Source organism: Cyanothece sp. BG0011 (genome assembly GCF_003013815.1).
Taxonomy (GTDB): domain Bacteria; phylum Cyanobacteriota; class Cyanobacteriia; order Cyanobacteriales; family Microcystaceae; genus Crocosphaera.
Map to the genome: position 1 here is coordinate 1 of NZ_PRLH01000207.1, position 16187 is coordinate 16187.

Sequence of the window (16187 nt, forward strand, 5' to 3'; positions counted from 1 at the left end):
GACGAAATCCTTGACCAACAATTTCGGCTGAAACTCCCGTTAATCCCCGAACAATTGAACTTTTACCTGCTTGAGTTTTTCCGATTAAAATGGCTTCAGTGGTGGGTAATTTTTCTCTAACCATCTCTAAAATATCTGCGATTTGTTCATCACTCACTTGAAACCATTGAGTAATTTTTTTTAGCAATAATTTATCTTTAATAAAATTTGTGGTTGAGTTAAAAAATCGATTCATTGGTAATGATGCTCGCTTAAGGCGATAAAAATGCTGATTTAATCCGTTATCAGTGTTCAGTTATTCCTCACTGTTCACTGATAATGATTAAAGTAGAGAACCTTAATTTAAATATAACAAAATTAACCGTCAATGTTCCATGATTCACCTAATCATTAGTAACAATTCTAAAACCTGCGTGTTGATAGAAGTTAGGACGGAACCAATTACGATAATATTTTAAGGTTTCTGTTCCTTGAGTTACCCAAGCCCCTCCTAACATCATTTTATGATTATTATCAAAGAAGGGTGCGGAATTATCTTCGTAGAGAAAATGGGGTTGAAACCCTGGTAACGGGTTAAAATCTTCGTCTAACCATTCCCAAACGTTTCCCCTTAAATCCCATAGTCCCGAATGGCTTTCGGCTGTTTTTATTAACCCCACTGGACTGGGTGAACCGAATTTTAAATTAAGATTATAATCATTAACTTCCTCGATGTCTAGTTGATAGTTATCCTCTGATCCATAGGCCGCTAAATTCCATTCTGCTTCACTCATTAATCGGGTTTCTTTACCCTTCCAACGACAATAAGCCTTGGCTTCATAATAATTAACTTCTACGGGCCAGTCTAAGGGTAAGGGCATTTCATCAAACATAGCTCGATAGAAATATTCACCCTGATTTAATTGCCAAAATTTCGGATATTTTACCTGATTTTCTTCTTTCCATTGCCAAGATTTTTCATCCCAATAGGCTTGATTTTCATAACCGTTACTCTTGACAAATTCGAGAAATTCTCCATTAGTAATTAAATATTGACTGGCAAAAAATGAGTCAACTTTTACTATGCGATCGCCATATTCACAGTCCCATCCATATAAGGGATTATCTTGATTTTTTCCTAATTTAACAGTTCCTCCTTCGACTAAAATCATGTTATTCTTATCAGTCATTGTCTGAGAAGGTGCATATTGCCAGCCTTGAGGTTTAGTTAATTTTTCTGTGGGAAGTTGTCTCAATAACATCGAAGAGGTTTCAAAATGAATCCGTTGATGTTCGGTTCCCATCATTAACGCCCAAAGGGGATGATTTTGATGAATCGGAAGGTTGAAAGCCGTCTTTTTTATAACGTCTAAAATAACCTCATACGCTTGATTTCGATAATCCCAAACTGCTTTAACTTCTGGCCAATTAATATGAGCGATCGCTTGATTTAATTCTTCGGCATTTTCGGGATCAACCCCAAATTCAAATAATATTTCATAATCGGAATTAATTCCTTTTTCTAATAACTCAACTTGTATTAACTTATTAATAGAAAAAGCAGCAGAATGACCCAAATAAAAAATTAAGGGATTTCGTAAAGGATCAGGATTTATATAAAAGGTTTCATCTTGGCTAATACTTTGCAGTAAAATATTTTCTAATTCCCAACTATTTTGAAAATAGTTAATGATAGAATCCTGAGAACAGTTATCAAGAAAAATAGGCAATTGAGATTTAAGAGATGACATAAAAATTGTAAGGTGATACTAAGAGTTGTATAAGTTAGCTAACAGGAGTATTGTTAATTATACTCCTATTTGAAATGACTTATTTGCAAGCTTGACACAGAATTAATGCAAACCAGTTATTTTCATCTGTAAATACTTTAACTGGATTTAAGTCCTTAGATTCTAACTTATCCCTCGTTTCCTCTACATCAAACTTTCGAGAAATCTCAGTTAATATTCTTTCTCCCTTTTTTACATTTACCTTTAAATCAAGATTTTTTAAAACAATTTCTTGTTCTTTTTCAGATACTAAATACATTTCAATTTGTTTTTTTTCTTCATTGTAAATAGCTTGATGGTAGAAACAATTTACATCAAAATTTCCTTCAAATTGATGGTTTAAATGAGCCAGCATATTTAAGTTAAAAGCAGCGGTCACTCCTTGACTATCATTATAGGCAGCTTCTAGAATAGATTTGGGTTTTTGTAAATCAATTCCCAATAAAAAATAATCCCCCTTTTCTAGTACGTGAGCAATTTTATTTAAGAAGTTATCATAATCTGTCTCACTAAAGTTACCTATCGAACTGCCTAAGAAAAATATCATTCTCGCTGGCCAAGCAGTAGGAGTTAATTGAGTTAATGCTTGGTGATAAGTTCCTACTAATCCTTGAATTTCTAGAGAACTATATTCTTGTTGTAATTGTAGCGCGCTTTCTTTTAAAATTCCTGCACTAACATCAATGGGCATATATTTAAACCCATCATTTTGCTTATCATAAGCATCTAATAATAAGCGAGTTTTTGTAGAACTTCCACTGCCTAATTCTACTAATTCACAAGTGCCAGTAATTTGAGCAATTTCCTCTACATATTGTCTTAAAATACTTGCTTCTGTGCGAGTCGGATAATATTCCGGTAACTCACAAATTTGTTCAAAGAGTTGAGAACCCTGATCATCATAGAAATATTTCGATGGTATTTTTTTAGGGCATTCATTCAACCCTTTTTTTATGTCTTGATCAAAAGAATTCTCTGTTTCCTTTGCTGTTTCGATGGGCTGTAAATATTCAATTTTCAACTGGTCTGTTTGAAGTTGGGTTAACATAAGATAGCAGCTACAATAACTGAAGTTAACTGTGACTCTTTTATTTTAAAACAATTTAGTAACAAAAACTACAATATCAAGCTCTAAACAAAATTCTATCCTTAAAATATTTGAGCAAGTTAGGGAGGATCACTTTTGTTGTGCTAACTTCAAGATAAATTGGGTATTTTTTCTAATTTGAATAACAAGAAAATCAACCTAAAGAATGTTGAAAAAAAAGAACAAATATGCTGGAGTCAATTATATTACGAGAAAATTAAGATAAGCTATATGACAGTAAGTATGGTGGAAAAAAATATCAATCAGCCACTAATTAAGCCGTGTTATTTCTGCTCAACCATTAGCCGTTTTGCTCAAATTTCATTTTTGCACTACCATAACGATTCAGGCTACTCAGCAAGAGCAACATAAAAAAATGTTGACTCAGTGAAATTAACTAGAAAAATTTGGGAATAATAGTTTTAAGACGTACAGTTAATCACACAGAGGAGTTCTCATGGTTACAACCCAATCAAAACAACGGCTAGGAACTATCTTACAAGAAGCCAAGCTTATCACTCCTTATCAAGTAGAAATAGCACTAAACGAACAAAAAAAAGACCCTCAACGCCGTTTAGGAGAAATTTTAGCTCAAAAAGGCTGGATAAAACAGCAAACTGCCGATTTTTTCGCTGAAGAGTGGGAAAACGTTCTCGAACAAGCCCAACAGGGAACCCCTCAATCTTTAGGCTATTATCTCAAAGAAGCTGGCTTAATCGACGATCATCAACTTCGCGCTATTTTAGCAGAACAAGAACAGGGGCGAATGTGGATGAGAATCGGGGCTTTAGCGGTACTCAAAGGTTGGTTGAATCAAACAACTGTGGATTTTCTTCTCTCTAACCTCCACCCTGATAGAGTCGGAGACTCCCCTTTTCTCAAAGCCAAACAGTAGCCACTCCTAAAAAAAAATGTTAGCATATAAACATAACAGGATAAATCGTTCATCTGTTGTCATCAACAGACGGAAGTAGGGAAATATATCCCGAAGGAACGCGCCTCATTCAATCCACTACGATTTAGAAGGAGGCGTTATGCCCTTAAATAACAACTTTGGTACTCACCGAAACGAGTTTGACAATTTACAGTCTAAATCTCGTTTTTTAATCGCTCAAAATCGCGGTAAGCAGCAACATCGTCAACTCTCTATGTTGCATCGTCTTGCATCAGAAATGGGTGTCACTGTTGAATCTATTAAAGCGTAAACAGAGGTGAGTCATGACTAATAACCAAAAACACTTAAGCGAAGTGGCACGTCTCCATCGTGCTAACATCTTAAAAAGCTTAGAGCATCGTTTACAAGTTGCTCGCTCAAAAGGCCAAAGTGCTTTAATTGAGCAATTAGAAGCTGAAAGAAGCTACTACAACCGTTAATTAAATTGTAACGGACTGTAAACTCTAAGTCAATCAAAGGTTCTCATTTGACCCCTAAGGGTAGAGATGGGAACCTTTTAATTGTTAGGGAATGGGGTAAAACTGCCTAGGGTTTGAAATGAATCACGGATGGGTTTATCACAATAAAATATCCCTTGAGGATGAGGGATTAACCGTTATCGAATATTATACAAAACGATATCAACATTCGACCTATGAACAATGGTTAAGTCGCATTTTATCGGGAGAAATATTACTAAATCATCAATCGGTTAAACCAACAACTTCTTTAAAACCAGGGCAAATGCTAACTTATCACCGTCCTCCTTGGCAAGAACCCGATGTTCCGCTTCAGTTTAAAATTTTATATCAAGATGACCATCTCCTAATCATTAATAAGCCTTCGGGACTGCCCGTATTACCGGGAGGAAATTTTTTAGAAAATACCTTATTATGGCAGTTAAAAAAACAATTTCCCCATGAAAAAATTGCCCCTATTCATCGCTTAGGTCGTGGAACGTCAGGGTTAATGTTAATTGGAAGATCCTCGGTTGCTCGGTCTCATTTAACGCAACAAATGCGAAATCATCAAATTAATAAAGTTTATCGTACATTAATCGGAAATTGTAGTTTACCCGAGCAATTTATTATTGATCATCCCATTGGAAAAATTTCCTATCCCGGTTTGGGTTATCTCTACGGGGCGAGTTCTCATGGAAAGTTTGCTTATAGTGAAGGAAAAATATTAAAACGGGGTCAAACAAATACCCTGTTAGAGGTCAAAATTTTAACCGGTCGTCCTCATCAAATTAGAATTCATTTAGCCACCATTGGTTATCCGTTATTAGGAGATCCTTTATATACTATTGGGGGTGTTCCCAAACCCCACAATATTGATAGTAATCAGTTAGTTGTTCCTGGAGACATGGGTTATTTTCTTCATGCTTACCAACTCAACTTTATTCATCCGACAACACAACAATGTATGGAATTTATCTCTACCGAACCTTTTAGAATAGATTAAGTAGAAATGTGGGAACCCTATCCAACCCTATGGTTTTAATTTAAAAGCCATATTTTGATAGGCATGAAGATCGACATAGAGAAAATTTCCGGCACTGTGAACTGTCCAATAAGGATCATGTTGATTGTAGGGCTGAGAGCCAATATAGCGTTGGTCAATAGAATTATAAATCACCTGATATTCTCCGATAACAGGTACATAGATTTCCACTTGACATTCAACCTGATAATGGGTTTCATTACGCACAAAAATAAGATCATTTTGATGATCTTCCCATCGATCCGATTCAAAACCGATGTCGCTGCCCCATCGAATAAAACTAAACCATTTGCGTTCATTATTTGAACCATTGCGAATCATAGAATTAATTCCGTGACGAGCCAAGGCTGGTTCATGACGAAGATGATAATTAAGGTCATGAAAATTGTTAGTAATCTGTTGCTGATGAATAGCCGCATCAGGCCCAGTTTTAGACCAGTCAAGACCGTGGAAAACATCAAAAAAGCCCTCCTCTCCAAACTCATCCCCTTGGAAAATCATCGGCGCCCCCGGTCGAAACCAGCAAAGGGCAGCCAACCCAATCAAAGGAATATGATTGCCCAGTTCGGTTATCAATCGAACCTTGCCATTAGCACACTCATCATGAGTATTCATGGCATTGACCATCTTTTCTTGACTTTTATTATGAATGAGAATCTCAATATGCTCAATGAGACGATTTTCGACTGGAATCTGCAAGTAACTGCGGATACGGTGCATTTCTCCCATGTTTTGGGCATAAGTAAACCCCAGTCCCCCTTCACTCACCGGACAAGCTAATTTGGGAAAGACTCGCCGGGATTCTTCAGCAATGGTAATAAAATTCGGCGCTGTATGCTGTAAACGTAAGTGCAAGTCTCGCAGAAAACGAAGCCCCTCAAAATCCACTGCCTCTGACAACCAGTACCCCCGCTCTTCAAAGTAGCGATCGCCCCCTAAATTATTAAAAAGTTCCCAGTCCTGAGCCTCAACCTTTTCTCGATCATTTTTGGGCCAGTCCCATAGGCCCCTATCATAATCGAAAAAGATTTGAGAAGCCACCGCATCGATTCGCGCACCATCGACTCCCAGTTCGTGATGTAGATAAGTACACAATCCGATCAGGTAATTTTGAACATAAACATCCCCTACATTATAAATACGACTATTCCATTGATTATTCCAACCCCGCGCTCCCGAATGGTGATAAAGATCGGTTCCATCATAGTTAGCCAGGCCACAATCCCAGTCTTGCACGCCAAACCCGAGAGGAACATCCACAATGACCCCAATGCCGTGGCTATGACAGTAATTAACTAAATATTTAAAGTCGTCGACGGTGCCATGACGTTCATAAATGGCGTAAGGACAACCCACTAGATATCCCCAAGATTCATGAATAGGCGTCTGAAACGGAGGCATAATTTGCACATGAGTGAACCCCATATAGCCGACATGAGCAACAATTTTCTGAGCGATATCTCGATAATTGCCCTCATGAAATGTGGATAAGTGCATTTCGTAAATGCTCATCGGTTCATGACCGAGATCAATGTGCTTATGGGTCCACTGAAAATAATGGCGATCGCAGACGACACTGTTAAAATTACGACTCCCATCTGGTCCCCTGGTTACAGCCAATTGAGGACTAAACGGATCAATCCGCGCCATCTGATAAGGTTCGTTTAGATAGGTATGGTTATTCTCAATATAGTATTTATACTCAGTCCACCTCAGATCCTCGAGAATGGTGATCTCCCAGACCCCATGGTCATTTTGCTTCATCGGTTCGGCCGAATAATCCCATCCATTCCCTTCGCGCATTAAGCTAACACCTGTCGCCCTGGGTGCATAGACTCGGAATGTTGTTTCCCTCTCGTTCCCATGAGAGCCAAAATACTGGTAAGGATAATCTCGCTTGATCGTTTCTAGGGATGTGGTTTTCACAAAATGACTCCTAAAGAATTACTCTAGATTATGCCTGGTTTGGGACTTTTGCAAAACCCATCACCTCTGAATACAGGGGATAATGTTAATTGTTTCTCCCCCTCAATTTAACTAGAATATGGATACACCCAATGGAAAACCGCTATGACAGTTGATCTTCTTTAAGTCGTGTTACTTAATCTTGTCAAAGATATAGCTTTTAGGTTATATTCGGGTTAAAATAATAAATAGTTGTGTCAAAGCCTAATATAGAAGGCCGTCTAAATTCCTTATATAGATAGGAAAATTAAAAAAAAGCACAACAACCGAAGATTAATCAAGCTTGATTAATCAGTTTAATCAAAAAAGCTGATAAAACTCCAACGTTTTTATCAAGATTACCAACTCATAACTATCCACCTAGACAGCGTCTTAATATAAATGTCAAAGAAGTGCCAGTTTATTCTTAAGGATTTTCCAAAATATTGAATAAACCATCTTGTTGTGAAAGGGGTAGAGACACCCTAAAACATCAAGTCATATCCCCTGATGGGAACAGTCAGTACCATTAGCCCACTGACATTAGGTTAAGGATAAAAATGAGTCGAGTTCACTACTGTTTTTGCTTGACTTAAAATATGTCAAAATGTCCGATTTTCAACAGTTTTTCCAGCAATTTAAGCAAAAAATCTAGGGATTATAACCCGTCATCGTCTCTTACCAAAGTTTGAGGGAATTGAATGCCAAAGCAAATTATTATCGCAGAACAACATCACATTGCTGCCGTTTTTTGGGAAGATCAAATACAAGAATTAGTAGTTGCCACAGGAAACCAACAAGTTAGCGACATTTTCTTAGGAGTCGTAGAAAACGTTATCCCAGGCATTGATGCAGCCTTTGTCAACATTGGAGACGCAGAACGGAACGGCTTTATCCATGTGACCGACTTAGGACCATTGCGCCTCAAACGGAGTGCCGGGGCTATCACAGAACTGCTAACGCCACAACAAAAAGTGCTGGTTCAGGTGATGAAAGAACCCACCGGCAACAAAGGACCGAGACTAACGGGAAATATTAGCCTTCCTGGACGCTACTTAGTGTTAATGCCCAACGGCAAAGGGGTTAACCTCTCTCGGCGTATTCGCAACGATGATGAACGCAGTCGCTTACGGGCTTTAGCTATCCTCATTAAACCCGCCGGCATGGGCTTATTAGTGCGAACCGAAGCCGAAGGCAAAGCCGAAGAAGCCATCATGGAGGACTTAGAATTTTTACAAAGACAATGGGAGTCGATTCAAGTCCAAGCCACCTCAACCCGCGCCCCGTCCCTCCTCAACCGTGACGATGACTTTATTCAAAGAGTCTTGCGGGATATGTACAGCGCCGATGTCAACCGAATTGTGGTGGATAACCCGTCTGGTGTCAAACGGGTCAAACATCACCTCATGAACTGGAGTGGAGGACGACCCCCCGAAGGGGTGTTAATTGACCATCATCGGGAAGCGATGTCGATTTTAGACTATTTCCGGGTCAATGCAGCCGTCAGAGAAGCCCTAAAACCGAGAGTCGATTTACCGTCTGGGGGTTATATTATCATTGAACCCACTGAAGCCCTCACCGTTATTGATGTCAACTCAGGGTCCTTTACCCGTTCAGCCACCTCTCGCGAAACCGTATTATGGACCAATAGCGAAGCCGCCACCGAAATCGCCCGTCAGTTACGATTACGCAATATCGGCGGTGTGATTATTGTCGATTTCATCGACATGGACTCCCGACGAGACCAACTCAAATTACTCGAACATTTTAATAAAGCCCTCAAAGTCGATAAAGCCCGACCCCAAATCGCCCAACTTTCAGAACTGGGATTAGTGGAATTAACCCGTAAACGCCAAGGGAAAAACATTTATGAGTTATTTGGTCAACCCTGTCCCCAATGCGGTGGATTAGGGCATTTAGCCCATCTTCCAGGGGAATCCCAATTAGTCGCCCTCGAATCCACCGCCACCACTCCCCTTCCCGTTCCTGCCCCAACCCCGGTGACCCCTAAACCAGTGGAAAAAGCTCCAGAACTCAACGACAGTGGTTGGGACTCTCCCTTTGAAGACGATGATAGCGATAATTCCGATCAATTAGAATTGTTACACCACCCCAGTTATCAAGAGCAAAATAGTAACGCCAATAACCGCCGTCGTCGTCGTCGTCAGACCCCTAACATCGTTATTAAAGAAGAATCTCCTAAACCTAGCAATAATGTCAGCACAAAAGAAACAGAGGAAAATAACGAAGCCCCTAATGAAAATCGCAGAGAACGGCTGCCTCGGCATTTGCGTCGAGAAGAAGGCCCAGTCGAACGAGTCTCAGTAGAAATGACTCCCCTCGAACAAGATGTTTACGCTTTAATGGGCATTTCTCCTTTGGTTCGGGTTGACAAGGAATTTAAAGATCCCAAATCGGTCGTGGTCTCGGTTAAATCCCCAGAAGGGATAGAACGAAAAACCACCGAAACCCCAGCACCGACCACTCAAGCAGTAGAACCCCCCCCCGCCGAAGAACAACAAATGGTAATTGACCTCAGGGATATGAACAATGACCCTTTGAGTGAGTCTCAAGAAATAGAAGAAACACCAGAAACAGACAATAATGATGATAATGAAACTGATTTCCTTTCCTCTTCTCAAGAAGAAGGGACGAAACCAGTCATCCGTCGTCGTCGCCGTCGTTCCTCAGCCAAAGACTCCGATGAATAAAATGTTATCCTACTATAGCAATCAGGTTTCAGTTGTGAGAAAGGGTTTAACACTGTTAAACCCCTACAAATCGCTCTTGTAGGGACATAATATTATTATGTCCTAATTGGTTCTCATATCTCATTCCTGATTGCAATACCATAAAAATGGTAAAAACTCACAAGAAAAAAGAGAATGGCTAAGTTAAGACTGGAAAACTTAACAAAACAATATCAAATTGATAGAGGGAAAACCCTCGATGTGGTTAAAGGCATTAGCAATGTCGAGGTTCAAGACGGGGAATTTTTAACCTTACTCGGTCCATCGGGCTGCGGAAAATCAACCCTTTTGAGGTTAATTGCCGGATTAGAACCCCCCACCAAAGGGGATATCTTTATTGGAGACAAAAAAGTCACCAATGTTGCTCCAGGCGATCGCAATATTGCCATGGTTTTCCAAAGCTATGCCCTTTATCCTCATATGACGGCCAAAGAAAACATTGCCACCGCCTTAAAAATTCGTAACCTTTCAGACGAGGAAATTGATCAACGGATTCAAACCGCGGCCAAACAATTAAAACTCCAAGAAGGGAAAGATTGCTTACCCGAAAAACCAGGCAAACTCTCAGGGGGACAACGACAAAGGGTGGCTTTAGCCCGCGCCTTAGTGAGAAATCCTGACGTTTTCTTATTAGATGAACCGTTAAGTAACCTAGATGCCCTTCTCAGAGAGCAAGTTCGAGCCGAACTCAAACAAATTTTTACCGAACAAAATAAACCCGTGGTCTATGTCACCCACGACCAAACCGAGGCCATGACCCTATCTGATAAAGTGGCGGTCTTATTTGGCGGTGAAATTCAACAACTGGCTTCCCCCCGTGAAATTTATCGACACCCTGCTAACCAATTTGTAGCCGGGTTTGTGGGGAGTCCTCAAATGAATTTGCTAGAATTAGACTGTCAACAGAATAAGGCTATCATCGGTAAGTTTGCCATTCCTTTAACCCATGTGGCTGCCGAAAACATTCCCAAGTTAGAGGGGGGGTCTCAAGGGCTTAACCATATCGTTTTAGGTATTCGTCCCGAGGATATCCACGAAGCCACCGAAACCGATTCTTTAGTTATTCGCGGTCAAATTAAATTAGTCGAAGAATTAGGTAAAGAAAGTTTAATTAGCGTTCAAGTTGAGCAATCAGACTTAGTGATTCGAGCCTTAGTCAAAGACGACGGAAACAAGAAAAATGGAGACCCTATCTCCTTAGCCCTACCTGAAGACAATATTCATTGGTTCTATTGGGACGGCAGTGGTTATGATCCAGATGGTAAACCTTTACTTTCTTATCACCAACGTTATCGTCTTAATCAAAAACCATCAAAAGAACTGGGTTAAATTGCTAGTTTTTTTTGTAATTGTTAAATCTTTTCGTTCGGTACGGTTTAACCCTCTTCCTGGCGAGAAATCCCCGAACGAGGAACGATGTTCGAGGGATGATAGCCAGGGCATAACTTACCGGGGAGACTTTTGATTCTGGATATACTTCTTGATAACTTCTAGGGGTGCGCCACCAGTAGAAATTACACAGTAAGAGCTTGACCATAATACAGGTTTATAATAGACCTGAGACAATTGTAACTTAAATTCCTTGCGAAGAAGACGGCTTGATGAAGATTTTAGGTTTTTGACAAAGATAGAAATATTGTTATTGGGATGAAAGGATATTAGTAAGTGACAATGATCACTTTCGGCTCCAAATTCTAATAACTCACATTTTTGTTTTTCACAAGAAATCTTGAAATACTCCTCAAGTCGTTTTATCATTTCTGCGGTCAAAACTTTTCGTCTATATTTAGTAATAAATATAATGTGCAGGTGAATAGCATAAGCACAGTGAGAACTCTTGTTTAGTAGGGTTGACATTTTACTTTAGGTGACATTATACTGATAATCATATTTGATCGGGTCAAAAAATGCTAACTACCAGAAGAGTCACATTTAGACTTTATCCGACGAAAAAGCAAGAAAAGAAATTACATGATTGGCGTAAATTACATCAATATCTTTATAATGCCTGCTTATCTCATCGGATAACTGAATATCGACATTTTGGTAAAAACATTAGTTACTTTGACCAGCAAAATTGTCTTCCTGAGTTCAAGAAAGTATGGCCTGAATATAAACAATTAGGGTCACAAGCATTGCAAGCAACTTGCAAAAGAATTGACTATGCTTTTCAAAGATTTTTCAAAGGATTAGCCAAGTTTCCAGGGTTCAAAAGCTTCCACAGGTATCGAGGATGGACTTACCCTGGTCTATCAGGATGGAAAGCCGATACAACGGGGTATCACGGGGCTTTAGAATTAAGTAACTTAGGTCAAATCCGAATGAGAGGAAAAGTCCGAATCTGGGGTCAACCAACTACCTGTACTATTATTTGGAAAAACAACAAATGGTATTGCTCTATTACTGTAAAATGTGAGGTAAAGAGAGAAACAGGAACGGGTGCTTGTGGGGTTGATTTTGGTACTTTAAGAGCGGTTACTTTCGACAATTCAACAGGTATTGAAAACCCTAGGTTTTTAGCTAAATCTAAAGATAAGATAGCCAAAGCATCCCGTCAATTAAGGCGTAAACGTTCTCCTAATAAAAAGAAACGTATTAAAGCATCCAAACGATGGAAGAAAGCCCGTCAAAAGGTTAGTAAATTACAAAATAAAGTTACCAATCAGCGACAAGATTGGCAACATAAGGTGTCTGCACAAATTGTAAGCGGTAATAGCTTGGTAGCCACCGAAAAACTAAACCTAAAAGGGATGACTCGCAAGGCTAAAAAGCGAGTGCGTAATTCGCTTATCGGAGGCGAATGTAAGACGCACTCAAGACAAGGAAGTAAACGGAAGAACCAAAAAACTGGACTCAACCGCAATTTACTTGATGTAGGGATAGGTAATCTAACCCAACTCATCAAGTATAAAGTGGAAGAGTCTGGTGGTGTTTTTGTGGAAGTTCCTATCAAGATAGCCCCTTCTCAAACTTGCCCTAATTGTGGCAAGAAGAAGAAAAAAGAGTTATCTGAAAGAGTGCATAATTGTGATTGTGGCTGTGTCATGGATCGTGACGCAGCGGCCGCAACCGTCATGCTAAATTATGCACGGGGGTTGGGGGCCAACCTCCTCAATCGTGGATCTCAGTCCTCTGGGCAAAACCACACACCTAAGCGGTGTGGAGGGTTTGCTAAAGACTGGGAGTTGAAGCGACAGAAACCTCGGACGTAACGTAGTGAAGTCCGTAGGTAGTTCATAAAGTAAGGTTAATATTGTAGAGTAATCAACCGATAAATTTTTTTTGGTCATGATCAAAAAAGTTCCTTCAATACTATTGCTGAGCTATATGGCTCTTACGTTGGGAGGATGTGGCCTTTTTCAAAGTGGTCAAGACTCACCAGAAGAACCTCCCGTGGCTGAGTCTCCTGAACCCCCTGAACCCCCTGAAGACAACTCAGAGGAAGTCTTTGAAGAAGAGACCTCGCCCCCTCAAGTCTCCGCTACTGAAGGGTTAATTCCCTCCACGCCCCCCAGTGAGCGTCGGAAAAATATTCAAACCGGGCGAGATAACCCCTTTTCGGTCATTCCCATTCAACCCGTTATTCGGCGAACAAGTGATCAAAATGGCACTGCTCAAAATGGTATGGCTTCAAATGCTGTGGCCGCCAATGGTATGGCTCCACCAGAACAACTTTGTACGTTGGAACAAAAACCAGTCGCTACTGTTGCTCAAGCTCCAGGCACAGCAACCCCTGTGTCTGATCTGGGACCGGCTCCTTTGCTTGAGCCTGTGTTACCCATCCCTAACGAAGCTAGGGGTGTGGTGGTATCAGGGGTTATGCAACTCAATGGAACCCCTGTGGCCATTGTCAAAGCTCCTAATGAAAACGTCGCTCGTCAGGTGAGAGTGGGGGGCAGTTTATCCAATGGACAAGTGAGAGTCAAAGCAATTAATGCCAGTAGTCAAAGACCCTACGTCGTTTTAGAACAGTATGGGCTAGAAATTCCCCGTGGCATCGGAGAACCGGCCGAAGAACCAGTAGACCCACCCACTCCCTCTGCACCTCAACCCGTTGCCTCTGACGAATCTTCTGTTCAAGTACCTGGACCCGATGGGTTTGGAACCGTTAGAAATGTCACCCTTTTAACCTTAAATATTGGAGAGGTTCCTTTAGGAGAAGGGGATAGTCAAACAGACGTAAAAGTCAGTGGAACTATTTGCAACAAAGGGTTTTCTCCTATAAGCGTCGAAGAAATAAAACTACAAGTGGAGGATAAAGCCACAGGAGCCATACTCGATAGTTTTGAAGTGCCGTTAGGCCGTAGTGGTACCAGTGTGACCATGGGACCTGGACAAAAAACGCTATTTGATGGATCTATCCCTAAATTGCGAGGTCGTCAACGGGGAGATGTTAATATCAAACTGATGGACTGGAGTTAATCAAATAACCCTTTTACAACAGTGACACACACACAAGAAAAAATTACTTACCCTAATTTACCCTTAGCCATTTATCGAGAACTAGCTGCCCATTTACGTCAAATTGAAGGGGTGACGATTAAGTTAATTCCTCAACAATCTCAACAGTTTAATTATGATCAAAGTCAAATTGATCATTTAGAAATGGGTTATCCGACTACTCTTTCTCCTACAGAAAAACAACGAGTTGAGGAAATTCTTGATTATTATGCTCAAGTTCATCGCCCCTACACCAGAGAAATTAAATAATCTCTTCGGTTATCATTAACTGTTGTCTTCAACTCCTCACGCTTTTTTGTTGTTTTTGATCAATCGTTTAAGCACAATTGAAACTTTTTGAATGATAAAAGTTAATTTTTATTTATTATCTGTTTATGCTCAGGTTAAAGGTTTTTTTTTATATTTTCTTAAGAGAAAAAATAGCAAGAAAGTGGCTCAATAGAAGTTGAGAAAAAACCATAATTCAAGTAACTATGAGGATACAAGTATAGGATTCGTAAACTCCCAAGTAGAGAAAAAAAATTAGTGAATATTTAGAAAATAAAGAGTTAGCCATCAACAAAACAGTGGGGTTATTATTATCTTGTTGTTAATTCCATATTCGTTATATAGCCCTAAGCATTAAGTTTAGGACATTTCCCAATCCTGAAACCTTTTTACAGGTTACCATTGCCACCCCCTCTAACTCCCCCTTTTTTGAGGGGGAGAACCCTTGCCCATTCCAAGCGTGCGAAGCACTATAGTTAAAAAATAATAACTTACTTAATATTATATGAAACCCTTAACCTTTCGCACTAAAATTGTTGCCACCATCGGCCCCGCTTGTTATTCTTCTGAGGTACTGCGTCAAATGATGCTGGCCGGCATGAATGTGGCTCGACTGAACTTTTCCCACGGGAACTATGATGATCACGGCAAAATGGTCAAATTACTGCGTCAACTTTCCCAAGAATTAGACCTACCTTTAACTATTTTACAAGACTTACAAGGACCGAAAATTCGAGTCGGAAACATCCCTAATAATAGTATGACCTTAACAGAAGGGGATTCTATCACCATCGTTCCCTTAGAACAATGGGAAAATCAAGAGAATACCGTTGGCATTGATTATCCTTATGTGGCCCAAGAAGCCCAACCAGGCACTCAAGTGTTATTGGATGATGGGTTATTAGAATTAACCGTTGAAGCGATCGAAGGGGATACGGTTATTTGTAAAGTGGTCGAAGGGGGCATTCTCAAAAGTCATAAAGGGGTTAATTTTCCCTCTCTGAATTTACGACTGCCTTCGATGACAGAAAAAGATAAAAAAGACCTAGAATTTGGGATTTCTCAAGGGGTGGATATTATTTCGTTGAGTTTTGTTCGTCAAGCGGCCGATATTCAAGCCCTTAAAGCCTTTTTAGCGGCCAGAAATGCAGAGATTCCAGTTTTAGCAAAAATCGAAAAACCCCAGGCGATCGACGATTTAGAAGCCATTGTAGATCAATGTCATGCCATTATGGTGGCCCGTGGGGACTTAGGGGTAGAAATGCGCCCCGAAAAAAGTTCCCTTACTGCAAAAACGTATTATTCGGATGTGTAATCAAAAAGGGATTCCTGTGATTACGGCCACCCAAATGTTAGACAGTATGATTCGTAACCCGCGTCCCACTCGTGCCGAAGCCAGTGACGTAGCCAATGCCATTATTGATGGGACTGATGCGGTTATGCTCTCAGGAGAATCAGCCGTTGGGGACTTT

13 protein-coding genes, 2 pseudogenes and 1 riboswitch are annotated in these 16187 nt (G+C 40.2%); of the genes and pseudogenes, 10 read left to right on the forward strand and 5 right to left on the reverse strand.

Annotated elements, in window-relative coordinates; all coding sequences use genetic code 11:
* From C4E06_RS26475 to egtD, 3 genes and pseudogenes are all read right to left on the reverse strand, one after another.
* Window positions 1-235, reverse strand: a pseudogene (locus C4E06_RS26475) (hypothetical protein); the annotation flags it as partial.
* A 148-nt stretch (window positions 236-383) separates the two neighbouring features.
* On the reverse strand, window positions 384-1730 hold the full coding sequence (gene ovoA, locus C4E06_RS26480) for a 5-histidylcysteine sulfoxide synthase (RefSeq protein WP_107671321.1): 1347 nt from the start codon (window positions 1728-1730) through the stop codon (window positions 384-386).
* Window positions 1731-1809: 79 nt separating this feature from the next.
* Window positions 1810-2817: an L-histidine N(alpha)-methyltransferase gene (gene egtD / locus C4E06_RS26485; RefSeq protein WP_107671322.1), complete on the reverse strand. Its 1008-nt coding sequence runs from the start codon at window positions 2815-2817 to the stop codon at window positions 1810-1812.
* A gap of 496 nt (window positions 2818-3313) precedes the next feature.
* Here egtD and C4E06_RS26490 point away from each other — a divergent pair, with 496 nt between their 5' ends.
* The 4 genes from C4E06_RS26490 (at window position 3314) to C4E06_RS26495 (ending at window position 5254) form a co-directional block, all read left to right on the forward strand.
* Window positions 3314-3751: a hypothetical protein gene (locus tag C4E06_RS26490; RefSeq protein ID WP_107671323.1), complete on the forward strand. Its 438-nt coding sequence runs from the start codon at window positions 3314-3316 to the stop codon at window positions 3749-3751.
* A gap of 44 nt (window positions 3752-3795) precedes the next feature.
* Window positions 3796-3856: riboswitch (Glutamine riboswitch) on the forward strand.
* Between the two features lie 34 nt (window positions 3857-3890).
* Complete coding sequence (locus tag C4E06_RS28490; RefSeq protein ID WP_198649062.1) at window positions 3891-4061, forward strand: hypothetical protein; 171 nt, start codon at window positions 3891-3893, stop codon at window positions 4059-4061.
* Window positions 4062-4074: 13 nt separating this feature from the next.
* Window positions 4075-4230, forward strand: a complete 156-nt coding sequence (locus tag C4E06_RS28495) for a hypothetical protein (RefSeq protein ID WP_198649063.1) — start codon at window positions 4075-4077, stop codon at window positions 4228-4230.
* A gap of 118 nt (window positions 4231-4348) precedes the next feature.
* Window positions 4349-5254: an RluA family pseudouridine synthase gene (locus C4E06_RS26495; protein WP_107671324.1), complete on the forward strand. Its 906-nt coding sequence runs from the start codon at window positions 4349-4351 to the stop codon at window positions 5252-5254.
* A gap of 27 nt (window positions 5255-5281) precedes the next feature.
* On the opposite strand, the gene C4E06_RS26500 is transcribed toward C4E06_RS26495, so the two are convergent.
* Window positions 5282-7219, reverse strand: coding sequence for an alpha-amylase family glycosyl hydrolase (locus C4E06_RS26500; protein ID WP_107671325.1), 1938 nt, complete (start codon window positions 7217-7219; stop codon window positions 5282-5284).
* Between the two features lie 719 nt (window positions 7220-7938).
* On the opposite strand from C4E06_RS26500, the gene C4E06_RS26505 reads away from it, so the two are divergent.
* Entirely contained in the window at window positions 7939-9948 is a 2010-nt protein-coding gene (locus tag C4E06_RS26505; RefSeq protein WP_107671326.1) for an Rne/Rng family ribonuclease, read from the forward strand.
* Window positions 9949-10122: 174 nt separating this feature from the next.
* Complete coding sequence (locus C4E06_RS26510) at window positions 10123-11316, forward strand: ABC transporter ATP-binding protein (protein WP_107671327.1); 1194 nt, start codon at window positions 10123-10125, stop codon at window positions 11314-11316.
* Between the two features lie 117 nt (window positions 11317-11433).
* On the opposite strand, the gene tnpA is transcribed toward C4E06_RS26510, so the two are convergent.
* Window positions 11434-11844, reverse strand: coding sequence for an IS200/IS605 family transposase (gene tnpA / locus C4E06_RS29770; RefSeq protein WP_107671328.1), 411 nt, complete (start codon window positions 11842-11844; stop codon window positions 11434-11436).
* A 50-nt stretch (window positions 11845-11894) separates the two neighbouring features.
* On the opposite strand from tnpA, the gene C4E06_RS26520 reads away from it, so the two are divergent.
* The 4 genes and pseudogenes from C4E06_RS26520 to pyk form a co-directional block, all read left to right on the forward strand.
* Window positions 11895-13199, forward strand: a complete 1305-nt coding sequence (locus tag C4E06_RS26520; RefSeq protein ID WP_107671329.1) for an RNA-guided endonuclease TnpB family protein — start codon at window positions 11895-11897, stop codon at window positions 13197-13199.
* A 115-nt stretch (window positions 13200-13314) separates the two neighbouring features.
* Window positions 13315-14409, forward strand: a complete 1095-nt coding sequence (locus C4E06_RS26525; RefSeq protein ID WP_198649064.1) for a hypothetical protein — start codon at window positions 13315-13317, stop codon at window positions 14407-14409.
* Window positions 14410-14430: 21 nt separating this feature from the next.
* Entirely contained in the window at window positions 14431-14697 is a 267-nt protein-coding gene (locus C4E06_RS26530; RefSeq protein WP_107671331.1) for a hypothetical protein, read from the forward strand.
* Between the two features lie 523 nt (window positions 14698-15220).
* Window positions 15221-16187 (forward strand): annotated as a pseudogene (pyk, locus tag C4E06_RS26535) (pyruvate kinase); the annotation flags it as partial.